Source organism: Alphaproteobacteria bacterium (assembly GCA_019635875.1).
In the GTDB taxonomy this organism is placed as follows: domain Bacteria; phylum Pseudomonadota; class Alphaproteobacteria; order Reyranellales; family Reyranellaceae; genus JAFAZJ01.
On the sequence record JAHBYP010000001.1, the window covers coordinates 1,125,589 to 1,140,292 of the forward strand.

11 protein-coding genes are annotated in these 14,704 nt (G+C 67.6%); 8 read left to right on the top strand and 3 right to left on the bottom strand.

Annotated elements, in window-relative coordinates:
- Positions 1 to 7: 7 nt before the first annotated feature.
- Positions 8 to 208 (bottom strand): hypothetical protein, encoded by a 201-nt coding sequence (locus tag KF889_05645; protein MBX3498909.1) that lies wholly within the window; start codon positions 206 to 208, stop codon positions 8 to 10.
- A gap of 256 nt (positions 209 to 464) precedes the next feature.
- Between KF889_05645 and KF889_05650 the strand changes: the two genes are divergently transcribed.
- The gene (locus KF889_05650; GenBank protein ID MBX3498910.1) at positions 465 to 4,652 is read left to right on the top strand and encodes a PAS-domain containing protein; all 4,188 of its coding nucleotides are present in this window, start codon (positions 465 to 467) and stop codon (positions 4,650 to 4,652) included.
- Here KF889_05650 and KF889_05655 read toward each other — a convergent pair.
- On the bottom strand, positions 4,625 to 5,338 hold the full coding sequence (locus KF889_05655; GenBank protein ID MBX3498911.1) for a response regulator: 714 nt from the start codon (positions 5,336 to 5,338) through the stop codon (positions 4,625 to 4,627). The genes KF889_05650 and KF889_05655 overlap by 28 nt on opposite strands.
- A gap of 94 nt (positions 5,339 to 5,432) precedes the next feature.
- Positions 5,433 to 6,836: an FAD-binding protein gene (locus KF889_05660; GenBank protein ID MBX3498912.1), complete on the bottom strand. Its 1,404-nt coding sequence runs from the start codon at positions 6,834 to 6,836 to the stop codon at positions 5,433 to 5,435.
- 116 nt (positions 6,837 to 6,952) lie between these two features.
- Here KF889_05660 and KF889_05665 point away from each other — a divergent pair, with 116 nt between their 5' ends.
- From KF889_05665 to KF889_05695, 7 genes are all read left to right on the top strand, one after another.
- A complete protein-coding gene (locus KF889_05665; GenBank protein MBX3498913.1) occupies positions 6,953 to 8,407 on the top strand; it encodes an MFS transporter in 1,455 nt (484 codons plus the stop codon).
- 46 nt (positions 8,408 to 8,453) lie between these two features.
- Complete coding sequence (locus KF889_05670) at positions 8,454 to 9,776, top strand: aminotransferase class III-fold pyridoxal phosphate-dependent enzyme (GenBank protein ID MBX3498914.1); 1,323 nt, start codon at positions 8,454 to 8,456, stop codon at positions 9,774 to 9,776.
- Between the two features lie 91 nt (positions 9,777 to 9,867).
- Positions 9,868 to 10,626 carry a phage Gp37/Gp68 family protein gene (locus KF889_05675; protein ID MBX3498915.1) on the top strand — a complete coding sequence of 253 codons (759 nt, stop codon included), beginning with the start codon at positions 9,868 to 9,870 and terminating at the stop codon, positions 10,624 to 10,626.
- A gap of 36 nt (positions 10,627 to 10,662) precedes the next feature.
- Positions 10,663 to 11,496 carry a three-Cys-motif partner protein TcmP gene (locus KF889_05680; GenBank protein ID MBX3498916.1) on the top strand — a complete coding sequence of 278 codons (834 nt, stop codon included), beginning with the start codon at positions 10,663 to 10,665 and terminating at the stop codon, positions 11,494 to 11,496.
- A 239-nt stretch (positions 11,497 to 11,735) separates the two neighbouring features.
- Complete coding sequence (locus KF889_05685) at positions 11,736 to 12,626, top strand: SDR family oxidoreductase (protein MBX3498917.1); 891 nt, start codon at positions 11,736 to 11,738, stop codon at positions 12,624 to 12,626.
- The gene (locus KF889_05690; GenBank protein MBX3498918.1) at positions 12,619 to 13,812 is read left to right on the top strand and encodes an adenylate/guanylate cyclase domain-containing protein; all 1,194 of its coding nucleotides are present in this window, start codon (positions 12,619 to 12,621) and stop codon (positions 13,810 to 13,812) included. Before KF889_05685 ends, KF889_05690 begins: the two co-directional genes overlap by 8 nt.
- Positions 13,813 to 13,878: 66 nt before the next feature.
- Positions 13,879 to 14,403: a helix-turn-helix transcriptional regulator gene (locus KF889_05695; protein MBX3498919.1), complete on the top strand. Its 525-nt coding sequence runs from the start codon at positions 13,879 to 13,881 to the stop codon at positions 14,401 to 14,403.
- Positions 14,404 to 14,704: the final 301 nt, after the last annotated feature.

The following is a 14,704-nucleotide window of genomic DNA, read 5'->3' on the forward strand; positions in this document are numbered from 1 at the left end:
CGGTCGATCACTCCTTGGGCAGCTCGATCATCAGGATGTGACCGTGCCGCGCACCACTATCCCGGCCGTTCGTGCTGTCGAGGCCGTTCGTGCCGATGAGGCCGTTCGTGGCGCCGAGGCCGTTGTCGGTCAGCGCGGCCTGGGCCGAGGTGGCGACGGTGGCGGCCAGCAGGGTGGCGGCGATCAGGGTCGTGAAGCGCGTGAACATGGTCGTATCTCCCGTGTGGTGTTGGCCGGCGGTGTGCCGTCCTTCGATGGCGGGGAGATGCCTGTGGTGCGCGTCGCCGGAATGTCCCCGATCACTGGACATTGTGTCGTGAGTGTCGTGGCATCCAGATGTTGTGTCTTGCGGCGGCAACGTCGATGTCTCCCCGATGTCGTCAGGCGCCCGCGAAGACACACACGACACAATTGGCGGCATCCCGCGACATGCGTGAGACGCGCGGGAACGGCATGATGGCGCGATGAACGAGTCCCCGGACGCCGCCGAGCGACCCATCGATCCGGCCGACCGCGCCGTCGAACGCGAGCTGACGTCGCGCCTGCTGCGCCGGAGCATGGGCGTGCGCAGCTTGCTGCTCCTGATCTGGCCGATCTACGCGGTCCTCGACGCTGGCCGCAGCCCATGGTGGGTGTTTGTCGCGCTTGCAGCCCTCCACGTCGCGGGGCGTTTCGGCTATCCCCGTCTCGAGCGCGACTACGGCGCGAACGCCGATCGCCGTCCGCTTCGCCAATGGCAGAACCTGCACCTGGCGTTGACGCTGTGGAACGGCCTCGTCGTCGGCGCCGGCGCCGCGCTGGTGGCCGTGTCGGCCGATCCGCCGGTGCGCTTCTCGCTGTGCCTGCTGCTGATCATCATGACGCTGGGCTCGCCCACGCGGGCCTACTCGATGCGCAGCTATGCCGGCTACGTCTTCGCCCTGCTGACGCCGATGAGCGTCGCGCTGATCGCCGCCGGCGACATGCTGTCGGTCGTCCTGGGCGCCGCCTGCCTGCCGCCTTTCGGTCTCGGTCTCCTGCTGGTCGCGCGCGGCCAGCAGCGCTTCGCGCGCGAGATGATCGCCGTGACGCTCTCGCACGAGCGGCTGCTCGGCCGACTCGAGGCGGCGCGCGGCGAGGGCGAGGAGGCGCGCGCGACCCTGCGGACCGCACTCAACGCGCTCAGCGAAGCGGTCTTCCTCTACGCGCCCGACGGCCGGCTGCTGCTGCTCAACGACGCCGCCTACCAGATCCACGCCATCGACCGCGCGGCGCCCCTGATCGGCCGGACCTTCCGCGAGATCATCGAGGCCCAGGCCGACCGTGGCGATTTCGGACCGCTCGGCGCAGCGACGCGTGACGCTGCGATCGCCGATCGTATGGAGCAGTTCAACCGCGGAACCAATGGCTGGCAGCAGGTACGGCGGCGCGATCGCTGGCTCGAGCTGTCGACCACGGTGCTGCCTGACGGCCACCGGCTGATCGTGCATCGCGACGTCACCGATCTGAAGAACAGCGAAACCGCCGCCACCGAGGCGCGCGAGACGCTGCAGACCGCGCTCAACGCGCTGAGCGACGCGGTCATCCTCTATGGCCCGGACAAGCGGCTGCTGTTCATCAACGATGTCGCGCGCCGGACCCTGGGCGACATTCCCGCCGAGCGGCTGATCGGCGGCGCGCTTCGCGAGCTGGTGGAGCGCCAGATCGAGGCCGGCGTGTTCGGGCCGCTCGATCAGGAGGAGCGCGAGGCGGCGATCGCCCTGCGCGAAGAGCTTCTCGAGAACGGGACCAACGGCTGGTACCCGTTGCGTCGGCGGGATCGATGGCTGGAAGTGTCCGTCGTCATCCTGACCGATGGCCGGCGCGTGGTCGTGCATCGCGACGTTACCGACCTCAAGAACAGCGAGACCACCGCCAGGGAGGCCGGCGCCAAGCTGATCGCGGCCATGGAGTCCAGTGCCGGCGGCATCGCCTTCCTCGATGCCGACGAGCGGCTGGAACTGTGCAACGAGGCCTTCAAGCGGTTCATGGACGACGACCCCATGATGTGTGTGCCCGGCGCTTCGCTCGAGCTCGGCACCCGGCGGGGCGCGGAGAAGAAGCTGCCGCCGGAGAATCGGGAGGAATGGACCCGTGAAGCCCTGCGTCGCTACCGCGCCGGCGAGCCCGTGCTCGTGCCGTTCGGCGACGACAGGTGGGCCCGGCTGCTGATGCGACCGACCGGCGATGGCCGCTGGACCCTGCTGGCGACCGACGTGACGGAGCAGCGCCAGCGCCAGCGCGAGCTGGAGCAGGCGCTGGCATCGGCCACGGAATCGCGCACCAAGCTGATTGCGGCGATGGAAACCATGGCCGGCGGTATCGCCTTCCTCGACGCCGACGAGCGGCTGGAGCTGTGCAACGAGGCCTTCAAGCGCTTCGTGAATGACGACCCTCTCATGTGCTCCCCGGGGATCACGCTGGAGGGCGCGATTCGCCAGGGCGCGCTCAGGCTGCCGGCGGAAGTCAGGCAGAAGGCGATCGTCGACGCTTTGCGCCGCTACCGCGCGGGAGAGTCGGTCCTCATCCCGTTCGGAGACAATCGCTGGACCCGCATGGAAATGCGACGTACCGGCGACGGTCGCTGGACCTTGCTGGCGACCGACGTGACCGAGCAGCGCCAGCGCCAGCGCGACCTCGAACAGGCGCTCGATTCCGCCACCGAAGCGCGGCGCAAGCTGGTGGCGGCGATGGGTTCGATGGCCGACGGCATCGCGTTCTTCGACGCCGACGACCGGCTGGAATTGTGCAACGAGGCGTACGAGCGTTTCATGGGCAGCAACCCGGCGCTCTTCAAGTCCGGCCTTTCGCTGTCGATGGCCGTGGTCATCGCCGCCGACGCCGGCGCCGTTCCGGCGAACCAGAAGGCCGAGTGGATCGCCAGCACGCTGCTCAGCCTTCGGACCGGCGATCCGATCCTTTTCCGCTTCGGCAAGGGCCAGTGGGCGCGGGCGCTGGCGCGCTCGATCGAGGGACGCACTACCCTGCTGGTGACCGATGTGACCGAGCAGCGCCGACGCCAGCGGGAACTGGAGCGGGCGCTGGAGGCCGCGGAGACGGCGCGCGTCGAGTCCGACGCGGCCAACCAGGCGAAATCGACGTTCCTCGCCACCATGAGCCACGAGATCCGCACGCCGATGAACGGCGTGCTCGGCATGATCGAGGTGCTCGGCCGCGAGAAGCTGAACGACGACCAGCGCGATCTCGTCCATACCATGCGCGACAGCGCCGGCTCCGTGCTGCGCCTGCTCGACGACCTGCTCGACTTCTCCAAGATCGAGGCCGGTCGCACCGATCTGGAGGCGGCCGCCTTCTCGCTGTCGAGCGTGGTCGAGCGCGCCGCCGACAATTTCCGTGCCGCCGCCGCCGCCAAGCGCGTCAGCCTGAGCGTCGCCATGTCGCCCGGCTCGGCCGATGCGCTGATCGGCGACCCGACGCGCGTGCGCCAGATCGTCGCCAACCTGATCGGCAACGCGGTGAAGTTCACCGAGCGCGGCGCGGTCATCGTGCGCGCGCTGACCCGGCCGCTGGGCGAGGGCCGCACCGAGGTCGAGATCTCGGTCAGTGACACCGGCATCGGCATGGACGAGACGCAGCTCGCCGGCCTGTTCAAGCCTTTCGCCCAGGCCGACTCCGGCACGACGCGGCGCTATGGCGGCACCGGGCTGGGCCTGTCCATCGTGCGCCGCCTGTCGCAGCTCATGGACGGCGACGTGCGGGCCGAAAGCGTGCCCGGCGCCGGCTCCACCTTCACGGTGACGCTGGTCCTGCGCGCCGCGCCGGCCGATTCGCCGCTGGTCGAGCTGCAGGCGCAGTCGGTTTCCGGTGCGATCGACGTGCCGATCCCGAGCGCGCTGCCATCGAGCGCGCGTGTGCTGGTCGTCGACGATCACCCGGTCAACCTGAAGGTGGCGCTGCGCCAGCTCGCCTCGCTGGGGGTCGCCGCCGACACGGCGGTGAACGGCCGCGAAGGTCTGGAGCGCTGGCGGGCTGGCGACTACGCGCTGGTCCTCGCCGACGTGCACATGCCCGAGATGGACGGCTTCGAGATGACCGCCCGGATCCGCAGCGAGGAGGTGCGCCGCGCCCTGCCACGCACGCCGATCGTCGCCAGCACGGCCAACGCCATGAAGGGCGAGGACGAGCGCTGTCGCGCCGCCGGCATGGACGGCTACCTCGCCAAGCCGGTCGAGACGGAGCGGCTGCGCGCGGTGATCGAGCGCTGGCTGCCGGCGGTGGAGCAGGCGGGCTCGCGGGCCCATGTCGCGTCCGACGGACCGGGTGGCGGCGACGAAGTACTCGACCGGTCGGTGCTGGGGCGCTGGTCGGGCGGCGACGCGGCCTTCGAGCGCGAGCTCTTCGACACCTTCTCCGGCGAGCTGGAGGAGTCGGAGGGCGAAATCGACGCGGCGATGCGCGCCGGCGACCTCGCGCGCGTGGCGCGCGCGGCGCATCGGCTGAAGGGCTCGGCGCTGCAGATCGGCGCGCAGCGCGCCGGCGCGGCGGCCCTGGCGCTCGAGGAGGCCGGCAAGGCCGCGGACCGCCAGCGCTGCCAGGACGCGCGCGGCCATCTCGCCACCGAGCTGCGCCGCCTGGCGTCGGCGCTTCAGTCGGTCGGCGGCACGAACATGTAGCCGGCGCCGCGCACGGTGCGGATCGCCTCGGGATGTGCGGCGTCCTGCTCGACCTTGCGCCGCAGACGCTTGATGCGCAGGTCGATCGAGCGCTCGAAGGCGTCCATGTCGCGGTGGCTGGTGACCTCCAGCAGCCACTCGCGGGTCAGCGGCCGGTTGGGATTCTCGGCGAAGACCTTGAGCAGATCGAACTCGCTGGCGCTCAGCGTCTCCTCGCCGCCGTCGGGATCGACCAGCAGGCGCTTGTCGAGATCGAGGATGCGCCGGCCCATGCGTACGCGGCCGGCCGCCTTGGGCGTCACCGCGCCGGCGCCGGTTGCGCGCCGCAGCCCGGCCTTGACCCGCGCCAGCAGCTCGCGCGGATCGTAGGGCTTGGCGACGTAGTCGTCGGCGCCGGTTTCGAGCCCGACGACGCGGTCGACCGGATCGCCCGCGGCCGTGACCATGATGATCCACACACGGCCGCTCTTTTCGCGCAGGTAGCGCGCCAGCGAGAAGCCGTCCTCGTCGGGCAGGCCGACATCGAGCAGCACCACCGCCGGCATCTCGCGATCGGCGATCCGGCGCAGCATGCCGCCATTCTCGGCGCCGCTGACCCTGAGATTCTGGCGTGTCAGGTAGTCGACGAGCATCTGCCGCTGCGAGGCGGCGTCTTCGACAACGACGATGTGGGGGCGGATATCCATGGACGGTCCTACCGTCCTCGACACTGAACACCGCGTCAAGCCGCCGGACGCGATTTTATCAACCTGCGGCCAGGCCACCCGTCCGCAAACGGCCTCAGTTCATCGGCCCGAAGATCTTGCCCGGGTTCATGATGTTGTCGGGGTCGAGCGCCTTCTTCACGGCGCGCATCAGGCTCACCGCCTCGCCGTGCTCGGCATAGAGGTACTTGATCTTGCCGATGCCAACGCCGTGCTCGCCGGTGCAGGTGCCGCCGAGGTTCTGCGCCCGCGCGATCATGCGGTCGTTTAGCCCTTCCGCCCGCGGCAGGTAGGTCGGATCGTTCGGGTCCACCATCATGGTGAGATGGAAATTGCCGTCGCCGACGTGGCCGACGATGGGGGCATAGAGGCCGCTGGCCACGACGTCCTTCTGGGTCTCGAGGATGCATTCGGCGAGGTTGGAGATGGGCACGCACACGTCGGTCGCCCACATGCCCCAGCCCGGCCTGGCGGCCTTGGCGGCCCAGGCGGCATCGTGGCGCGCCTGCCACATCCTGCTGCGCTCCTCGGCCTGGCCGGTCCAGGCGAAGTCGCCGCCGCCGTTGTCGGCGGCCAGCGCCTGCACCATCTCGGCCTGCTCCCTGGTGCCGGCCTCGGTGCCGTGAAACTCCAGCAGCAGCAGGTTCTTGTGCGGCAGGCTGAGCTTGGAATACCTGTTCACGGTACTGACCGTCTCCGTGTCCATCAGCTCGATGCGCGCCACCGGGATGCCGGACTGGATCGTCTGGATCACCGTGTTGACCGCGCCCTCGAGGCTGTCGAAAGCGCAAGTCGCCGCGACCATCGATTCAGGGATGCCGTACAGGCGCAGCGTCACCTCGGTGATGATGCCCAGCGTGCCTTCGGAGCCCACGAACAGCTTCACCATGTCGTAGCCCGCGCTCGACTTGCGTGAGCGCCGGCCGAGCCGCATCAGTCGGCCGTCGGCGGTCACCACCTGCATCGCCAGCACATTCTCGCGCATCGTGCCGTAGCGCACCGCGTTGGTGCCTGAGGCCCGCGTGCTGGCCATGCCGCCGATCGAGGCGTCGGCGCCGGGATCGATCGGGAAGAACAGGCCAGTGGCGCGGATGTACTCGTTGAGCTGCTTGCGCGTGACGCCGGGCTGCACGACAACGTCGAGGTCGGCCTCGTTGACCTGCAGAACCTTGTTCATGCGGCTGACGTCGAGCGAGATGCCGCCGTTGGGCGCGCTGATATGGCCTTCGAGCGAGGTGCCGGTGCCGTAGGCGATCACCGGCGTGCCGTGGCGGGCACAGATCTGCACGATCTTCTGCACCTCCTCGGCCGATTCGGCGAAGACCACGGCATCGGGCAGCGGCGCCTCGTGATAGCTGATATCCTTGCCGTGCTGCTCGCGCACGGCATGCGCCGTGCTCAGCCGGTCGCCGACCAGCGCCTTGAGCTCGGCGATGGTGGCGTCGACCTGGGGCGGTCGCGAGGGGGCGGCGAGGGCCATGACAAGCTCCGGTTCGGCGATGCGCTGATGGCCGGACATTGCCCACAAATGTGGGGGTCGTTCAAGGCACCGCCCGATGCGCTGTGTCGTTTGTGAGGCAGGGAGGAGTTTCCGACATGGCGGATTCGGCTGTCACCGGCGTCAGCGGCCGGATCATCGAGACTGACATTCCCTCCCGGCTCGACAGGCTGCCGTGGAGCCGGTTCCACACGCTGGTCGTGATCGCGCTGGGCGTGACCTGGGCACTGGACGGGCTGGAAGTCACCCTGGCCGGCACCCTGGCCGGGGCCCTGAGACAGAGTCCCGCGCTGCAGCTCAGCAACACCGAGGTCGGGCTGGCGGCCAGCGCCTATCTCGCCGGCGCGGTGCTCGGTGGCCTGGGCTTCGGCTGGCTCACCGACATTCTGGGACGCCGCAAGCTCTTCTTCATCACGCTGTCGGTCTACATCGTGGCCACGGGGGCGACGGCGTTCTCCTGGGATTTCTGGAGCTTCGCCATCTTCCGCTTCTTCACCGGCGCCGGCATCGGCGGCGAGTACACGGCGATCAACTCGACCATCCAGGAACTGATCCCGGCACGGGTGCGCGGGCGCACCGACCTGGCGATCAACGGCTGCTTCTGGCTGGGGGCGCTGTTCGGGGCGGGCGGCGCGACGGTGTTGCTCGATCCGGCGCTGTTCGAGCCGGACCACGGCTGGCGGCTCGCCTTCCTGATCGGCTCCGTGCTTGGCCTGTTCATCCTGCTGATGCGCTACTGGATTCCCGAGAGCCCGCGCTGGCTGGTGCTGCATGGCCGCGTCGAGGAGGCGCGCAGGATCGTCGAGAGGATCGAGAGGAGCGTCGCGGACCGCGGCCATCGCTTCGATGCTGCGCCGGTGCCGACGCTGAAGCTCCGGGCGCGCGAGCGCCTGCAAGTGCGCGAGGTCGTGCACGTGCTGTTCGATCTGCATCGCTGGCGGGCCATCGTCGGCCTGGTGCTGATGGCGGCGCAGGCCTTCTTCTACAATGCGATCTTCTTCACCTACGCGCTGGTGCTGGGCGAGTTCTACGGCGTGCCGGTCGACGATGTCGCGCTGTACATCATTCCCTTCGCGGTGGGCAACCTGCTGGGGCCGCTGATCCTCGGCCCGTTCTTCGACTCGGTGGGGCGGCGCGCCATGATCGCGCTGACCTATGCCGTGTCGGGCGCGCTGCTGGCGCTGAGCGCCTGGCTGTTCTGGGCCGGCTGGCTCGACGCCACGACGCAGACGATCGCCTGGTCGGGGATCTTCTTCGTCGCCTCGGCGGCGGCAAGCTCGGCCTACCTCACCGTCTCCGAGACCTTCCCGCTGGAGCTGCGCGCGGTGGCGATCGCCGTGTTCTACGCCATCGGCACGGGCGTCGGCGGCGTCGCCGGCCCGACGATCTTCGGCGCCCTGATCGACACCGGCTCGCGGTCGTCGCTGGCGGCCGGCTACATCGCCGGCGCCGCGCTGATGCTGGGCGCGGCGCTGGTGCAGTGGCGCTGGGGCGTGGCGGCGGAGCGGCGCTCGCTGGAATCCGTCTGCCGCCCCTTGGCCGCCGTCGATTGACGGCCTACGGTGCGGCGACATCCCAGCCGCCGCGAGGACCAGTACCGTGAACCAGATTACGCCCGCCCTGCGCAACGAGCCCGAGGGCGTCAGCATCAACGCCTGGTCCTCGATCAAGGACACCTTCGGCTCGCCCCGGGTGACGCGCGCCGCGGGCGTCTACTTCCACGACGATACCGGCAAGCGCTGGCTCGACTTCACGGCGCAGCTGTTCAACGTCAATCTCGGACACCAGGACCGGCGCATCGTCGAGGCCATCAAGGCGCAGGCCGAGAAGCTCTGCTTCATCTCGCCGTTCTACCGCAACGAGCCGCGCGAGGAGCTGGCACGGCTGCTGGCGAGCGTGACACCTGGCGACCTCAACACTTTCTTCTTCATGAACTCCGGCACCGAGGCCAACGAGGCGGCGCTGACCTTCGCGCGCATGGTCACCGGCCGGCCCAAGGTGATGTCGCGCTACCGCTCCTATCACGGCACCGGGCTCACCACGCTGGGCGTATCGGGCGACCCGCGCCGCGGCGCCAGCGCCAACAACTTCGCCAGCTCGGTGAAGTTCCCCAATCCGTACTGCTATCGCTGCACGTTCAGGCAGACCTACCCGTCCTGTGGCGTGGTCTGCGCCACCAGCATCGAGGAGCAGATCCTCGCCGAGGGGCCCGACACGATCGCGGCGATGATCTTCGAGCCGATCACCGGCGGCAACGGGCCGATCGTGGCGCCGCCGGAGTACTATGCGATCCTGCGCAGGCTTTGCGACAAGTACGGCATCCTGATGATCGCCGACGAGGTGATCAACGGCTTCGGCCGCACCGGCAAATGGTTCGCCATGCAGCACTACGACGTGGTGCCGGACATGATGACGGTGTCCAAGGGCATCAACGGCGGCGTGCTGCCGCTGGGCGCGGTGATGATGAGCGACGCCATCGCGCAGAAATTCTCCGACCGCAGCGTGGCCATCGGCTCGACGCAAACCGGCAATCCGCTGTCGTGCGCCGCGGGTGTCGCGGCAATCTCGGCGATGATCGAGGACAAGGTCGTCGACAACGCCGCGCGCCTCGGCGTGCACCTGATGCGCCGGCTGAAGGAGCTGGAGGCCAAGCACCGCCTGGTCGGCGAGGTGCGCGGGCTGGGCCTGCTGGCGACGCTCGAGCTGGTGAAGGACCGCGCCACGCGCGAGCCGCTGGTGCAGTGGAACGCGCCCGATCCGCTGGTCGGCCGCATCAAGGCGATGTTCAACGAGCGCGGCGTGCAGATCCACGTGCGGTCGAACCAGATCGTGATCTCGCCGCCGCTGACCATCACCGAGGCTGAGCTCGAGGAAGGGCTGAAGGCGGTCGACGAGGTGCTGGGAAGTATCGAAACTACTTAGGTCGAAACAATCCACAGAGCTACAACTTACGCGCGCTTCACAATTCCTATTGCTGTGGATAGAATGTTCCCTATTCGTTCGAGAGTGCGCTATGGCCGATCAATCCTCTATCGAGTGGACGGACGCTACGTGGAATCCCGTCACCGGGTGCACGAAGATCAGTTCTGGTTGCGACAACTGTTATGCGGAGCGCTTTTCAGAGCGTTTCCGCAATGTAGCCGGTCATCCGTTTGAGACGGGCTTCGATCTCACGCTGCGACCCGAGCGATTAGACCAGCCACTGGCTTGGAAACGTCCTCGCATGATCTTCGTGAATTCGATGAGCGACCTTTTTCACAAGGAGGTTCCTCGCGGGTTCCTCGACCGGGTCTTTGACACTATGGAGCATGCTCATTGGCACACGTTCCAAGTGCTCACAAAACGCAGCTCCTTGCTGCGGCGATATGTCAACGAACGCTATCGGGATCGCTTGGCGCCGCCTCATGTCTGGTTAGGGGTCTCGGTTGAGGACGGCACGAAGCTATCGCGCGTCGCTCATCTTCGGGGAGCCAACGCGAGCGTTCGCTTTCTCTCTGTCGAACCGCTTATCGGCCGTGTCGGTACCTTTAGTCTCGACGGAATACATTGGGTGATTGTCGGCGGCGAGAGCGGACCTCGAGCTCGTCCAATGCTCGGGGAGTGGGTCAGAGAGATCCGCGACCAGTGCCGAGCTTCCAAGGTTCCGTTCTTCTTCAAACAATGGGGAGGACGGACTCCAAAGGCCGGCGGGCGCCTACTCGACCGGCGGGAGTGGAATGAACTGCCCAGAAGCGGGCGCTTGTCACCGGTGATGCCGATGGCTGCTGAGTAGCTGCCACCCATCATCAGCTGATTGCGAGTAAGATCCATGTCTACTGGCAGTGGCTTGATTGATGGAGACGATGGGCTTCCCGCAAGTGAGGTTGGAGCTTGGGCGTCGCAGAAACACACCTATCTTAATCGCTATCTGGACGCTTCCCGAGCAGCAAGGAGCAAGTACTTGGGAGCAGGTAAGGCTGGTGCGACGTTCCTCGATCTGTTTTGTGGCCCCGGTCGAGGAAGGGTGCGTGAGACCGGCAAATGGATTGATGGAAGTGCAGTGGCTGCGTGGAAGATGAGTCTGGAAGGTAAGGCGCCGTTCACGAAGGTGCTGGTGGCAGATCTCGATGAAGACAGAAGAGACGCTTGTGTCGAGAGACTGAGAAGATTGAATGCCCCGGTCGAGGAACTGCGAGGTTCGGCTGTTGAGGCGGCGCAGACGGCGGCGCGTTTACTCAATCCTTATGGCCTTCATTTCGCGTTCATCGATCCGTTTAATCTCGGGACTCTGGATTTCTCCATCATTCGAGCGTTGGCGCAGCTAAAGCGGATCGACATGCTGATCCACGTGAGCGCCATGGATTTACAGCGCAATCTGGATGCGAACATTTCAGCAGAGACCTCGGCTTTCGATGCCTTTGCTCCGGGCTGGAGAAAAGAGGTGAATCTTCGACAGTCGCAAGCAGAGGTACGACGACAAGTTGTCGAGTACTGGCGAAGCTTGGTGTTGCAGCAGGGCGTGTGGCCGGCAACAGAGATGAAGCTGATCACGGGTGCAAACAACCAACGACTCTATTGGCTGCTATTAGCAGCGAAACACAAGCTTGCGCATAAGCTATGGAGTGCGGCGGCGAACATCGAGAAGCAGCCAAGACTCCTTTGAAGGCAACGTGCTGGCGATGGCGGATGATGTCGCGCCACCGACGAGCTGCTCGACCATGTGAATTCGACCATCATAGGGGCGGAAACTCAAAATGCGGCCGTGCGCTGTAAGGCGCGGCCGGGCCCCTGAATCACCCGGGCGATATCAAGTGATTCTGACTACCCTAGGGACGGAATGGGCGGCGTCGGCGATTCCTGTGCTACATACCCGCCGCCAAGAACGAACACCGAGGGACCGCCATGACCATCCGCTTCGACAACCGCGTCGCCATCGTCACCGGCGCCGGCAACGGGCTGGGGCGCGCGCATGCGCTGCTGCTGGCCAGCCGCGGCGCGAAGGTGGTGGTCAACGATCCGGGCGGCGCGCGCGACGGGCGCGGCGGCGATCACGCGGCGGCCGACAAGGTCGTGGCCGAGATCAGGGCGGCGGGCGGCCAGGCGGCGCCCAACTACGACAGCGTCGCCGACAAGGAAGGCGCCAGGAACATCGTGCGGACGGCCGTCGACGCCTTCGGCACCGTCGATATCGTCGTCAACAACGCCGGCATCCTGCGCGACAAGTCGTTCCCCAACATGACCATGGAGGATTTCGACTTCGTCGTGCAGGTGCACTTTCTCGGAAGTGCCTACGTCACCCACGCGGCCTGGCCGATCCTGCGCGAGAAGGCCTATGGCCGCGTCGTCGTCACCTCGTCGAACTCCGGCATCTACGGCAATTTCGGCCAGACCAACTACGCCGGCGCCAAGCTGGCCCTGGTCGGCTTCGTCAACGCGCTGCGCCTGGAGGGCCAGAAATACAACATCATGGTCAACGCCCTGGCGCCGGTCGCCGGCACGCGCATGACCGAGGACCTGATGACGCCCGAGGTGCTGGCGAAGATGAAGCCGGAATTCGTCTCGCCCATGGTCGCCTATCTGTGCAGCGAGCAGTGCCAGCACACCGGCGACATCTGGGCCGCCGGCGCCGGTTACTTCTCGCGCATCGAGTATCGCGAGGGACCGGGCGTGCGGCTGGGACCGCAGGCCACGGTCGACGACGTCGCCGCCAACATCGAGAAGATCGCCGACCTCTCGACCAATGTGCGCTACCGCACCTCGGGCGAGGAGGTCCAGGCGGTGCTGGGTGGCTGACGGCGATCGCCGCTCGATCGATTGGGACCTCGCCCCCGTCCTCGACTGGCTGGTGCGCGAGGGCAGGCTGCTGCCCGATGTCGTGCCGCTGGTCGACGCGCTGGGCGCTCGCCTGCTCGAGGCGGGTGCGCCGCTGTGGCGCATGACCATCGGCCTGCAGACCATCCATCCGCAACTGCGCGCCATGGGCACGGTGTGGCGCCGCGACCAGCCGGCCTACGAGCAGGGCCGGCCGCACGGCATCGAGACCTCGCCGGCCTTCATCGGCAGCCCGCTCCACGAGCTGGCGACGACCGGCCGCCCGGTGCGCTACCGGCTCGACCGGCTGACGCCGCAGAACCATCCAGTGCTGCATGAGGTCGCGGCCGAAGGCGGCCGCGACTACTACGCGCTGTCGGTCGCGGTGGCGCATGGCCGCTGGCCGGCGCTGACTTTCTCGACCGACCGAGTCGAGGGCTTCGCCGAGTCGGACATCGAGAAGTTCACGCGTCTGGCGAATCATCTCGCGCCGGTGCTCGAAGGTCACCTGCACTACCGTATCTCAACCACGCTGCTGGAGACCTACATCGGCCGCGAGACCGGAAGGCGCATTCTCGACGGCCTGATCCGTCGGGGCGACGGCGAGGAGATCAACGCCGTACTGTGGTTCTCCGACCTGCGCGGCTTCACGGCGCTCAACGAGCGGCTGTCGGCCGGCGAGATGCTGGAGCTCCTCAACAGCTATTTCGAGACCGTGGGCGATGCGCTGGCGCGGCACGGCGGCGAGATCCTGAAGTTCATCGGCGACGGCGTGATGGGCATCTTCCCGGTGATCGACGCGATGTTCCTGCCCGACATCACCGCCGGCGCGCACGACGCGGCGCGCGAGGCGCATGCCGAGTTCGCCGAGATCAATTTCGGCCGCGCCGAGGCCGGGCGCCAGGCGATCCGCTTCGGCGTCGGCCTGCATCTCGGCATGGTGACCTTCGGCAATATCGGCACGCGCGACCGGCTCGACTTCACGGTCATCGGCCCGGCGGTCAATCGTTGCGCGCGCATGGAAAGCATGACCAAGGCGCTCGGCGTCTCGACCATCGCCTCGGCCGAGTTCAACGAGGTCTGTCCGCGGCCGCTGCGCCCGCTGGGACCGCATCGCCTGCGCGGCGTGCCGCGTCGGGTCGAGCTCTACGCGCCCGAATGGGCCTGACTTCCGCGCGGCGGAAGCGGCCTTCCCTGCGATTGCGTGGCGTGCGTCCGGCCCTATACTCGCGCCATGCGCAGGACGTCCTACGGCCACATGAACTGCTCGATCGCCGCGGCGCTCGACATCGTCGGCGAGCCGTGGACCTTCCTGATCGTGCGCGACGCGCTTTATGGCGTGCGCCGCTTCGATGATTTCCAGGCCAATCTCGGCATCGCGCGCAACGTGCTGACGGCCAGGCTCAAGCGCCTGGTCGAGGCCGGCGTGTTCCGCCGCGTCGCCTACCAGCAGCGCCCGCTGCGCTATGAATACCGTCTCAGCGAGAAGGGCGCGGCGCTCTTTCCCATCATCATCGGGCTGAAGGAATGGGGCGACCGCTTCGGCGCGGCCGCAGAGGATGGCCGGCCGATGGAGCTGGAGGACGCCAGCAACGGTCATCGCGTCGAGCCCGCTCTGGTCGACGCGCGCACCGGGCGCAAGCTCGATCTCATGGGCGTGCGTGCCGTCGCCGGCGAGGGCGCCACCGCCGAGACCCGGCGCTTCTTCGAGCGAATCGCCTTCGAGCGGGCGACCACCAGGCGCGTGGCGCGATCGTGAAGCGCCGCGGCTTGACCGGCGGCTTGCGGGGGGTACGTAGTCTCTAGAGGGTGCGTCGCGCCCAATGGTTGGACGTCCGGGGGACGGATGCGGTCGACCCGATCGTTGCTGGTGATCCTGATCGGCCTTCCGCTGCTGCTGCTGACGGCGGTGACGGCGCTGTTGCCGCTCGTGTCGTGGCACGTCACGAACGATGCCGAGCGGCGCGCCTGGATCGCGGCCTGGATCAGCGTCTTCACCGACGGCGACGTCGATCTCACCGGCCCGGTCATGGCGCGCATCCTGCCGCGTCCCGAGCTCA

Coding starts and splice junctions, on each gene's coding strand:
- KF889_05650 (MBX3498910.1), top strand. CDS start 465: ATGAACGAGTCCCCGGACGCCGCCGAGCGACCCATCGATCCGGCCGAC.
- KF889_05655 (MBX3498911.1), bottom strand. CDS start 5,338: ATGGATATCCGCCCCCACATCGTCGTTGTCGAAGACGCCGCCTCGCAG.
- KF889_05665 (MBX3498913.1), top strand. CDS start 6,953: ATGGCGGATTCGGCTGTCACCGGCGTCAGCGGCCGGATCATCGAGACT.
- KF889_05695 (MBX3498919.1), top strand. CDS start 13,879: ATGCGCAGGACGTCCTACGGCCACATGAACTGCTCGATCGCCGCGGCG.
- KF889_05675 (MBX3498915.1), top strand. CDS start 9,868: ATGGCCGATCAATCCTCTATCGAGTGGACGGACGCTACGTGGAATCCC.
- KF889_05680 (MBX3498916.1), top strand. CDS start 10,663: ATGTCTACTGGCAGTGGCTTGATTGATGGAGACGATGGGCTTCCCGCA.
- KF889_05645 (MBX3498909.1), bottom strand. CDS start 208: ATGTTCACGCGCTTCACGACCCTGATCGCCGCCACCCTGCTGGCCGCC.
- KF889_05685 (MBX3498917.1), top strand. CDS start 11,736: ATGACCATCCGCTTCGACAACCGCGTCGCCATCGTCACCGGCGCCGGC.
- KF889_05660 (MBX3498912.1), bottom strand. CDS start 6,836: ATGGCCCTCGCCGCCCCCTCGCGACCGCCCCAGGTCGACGCCACCATC.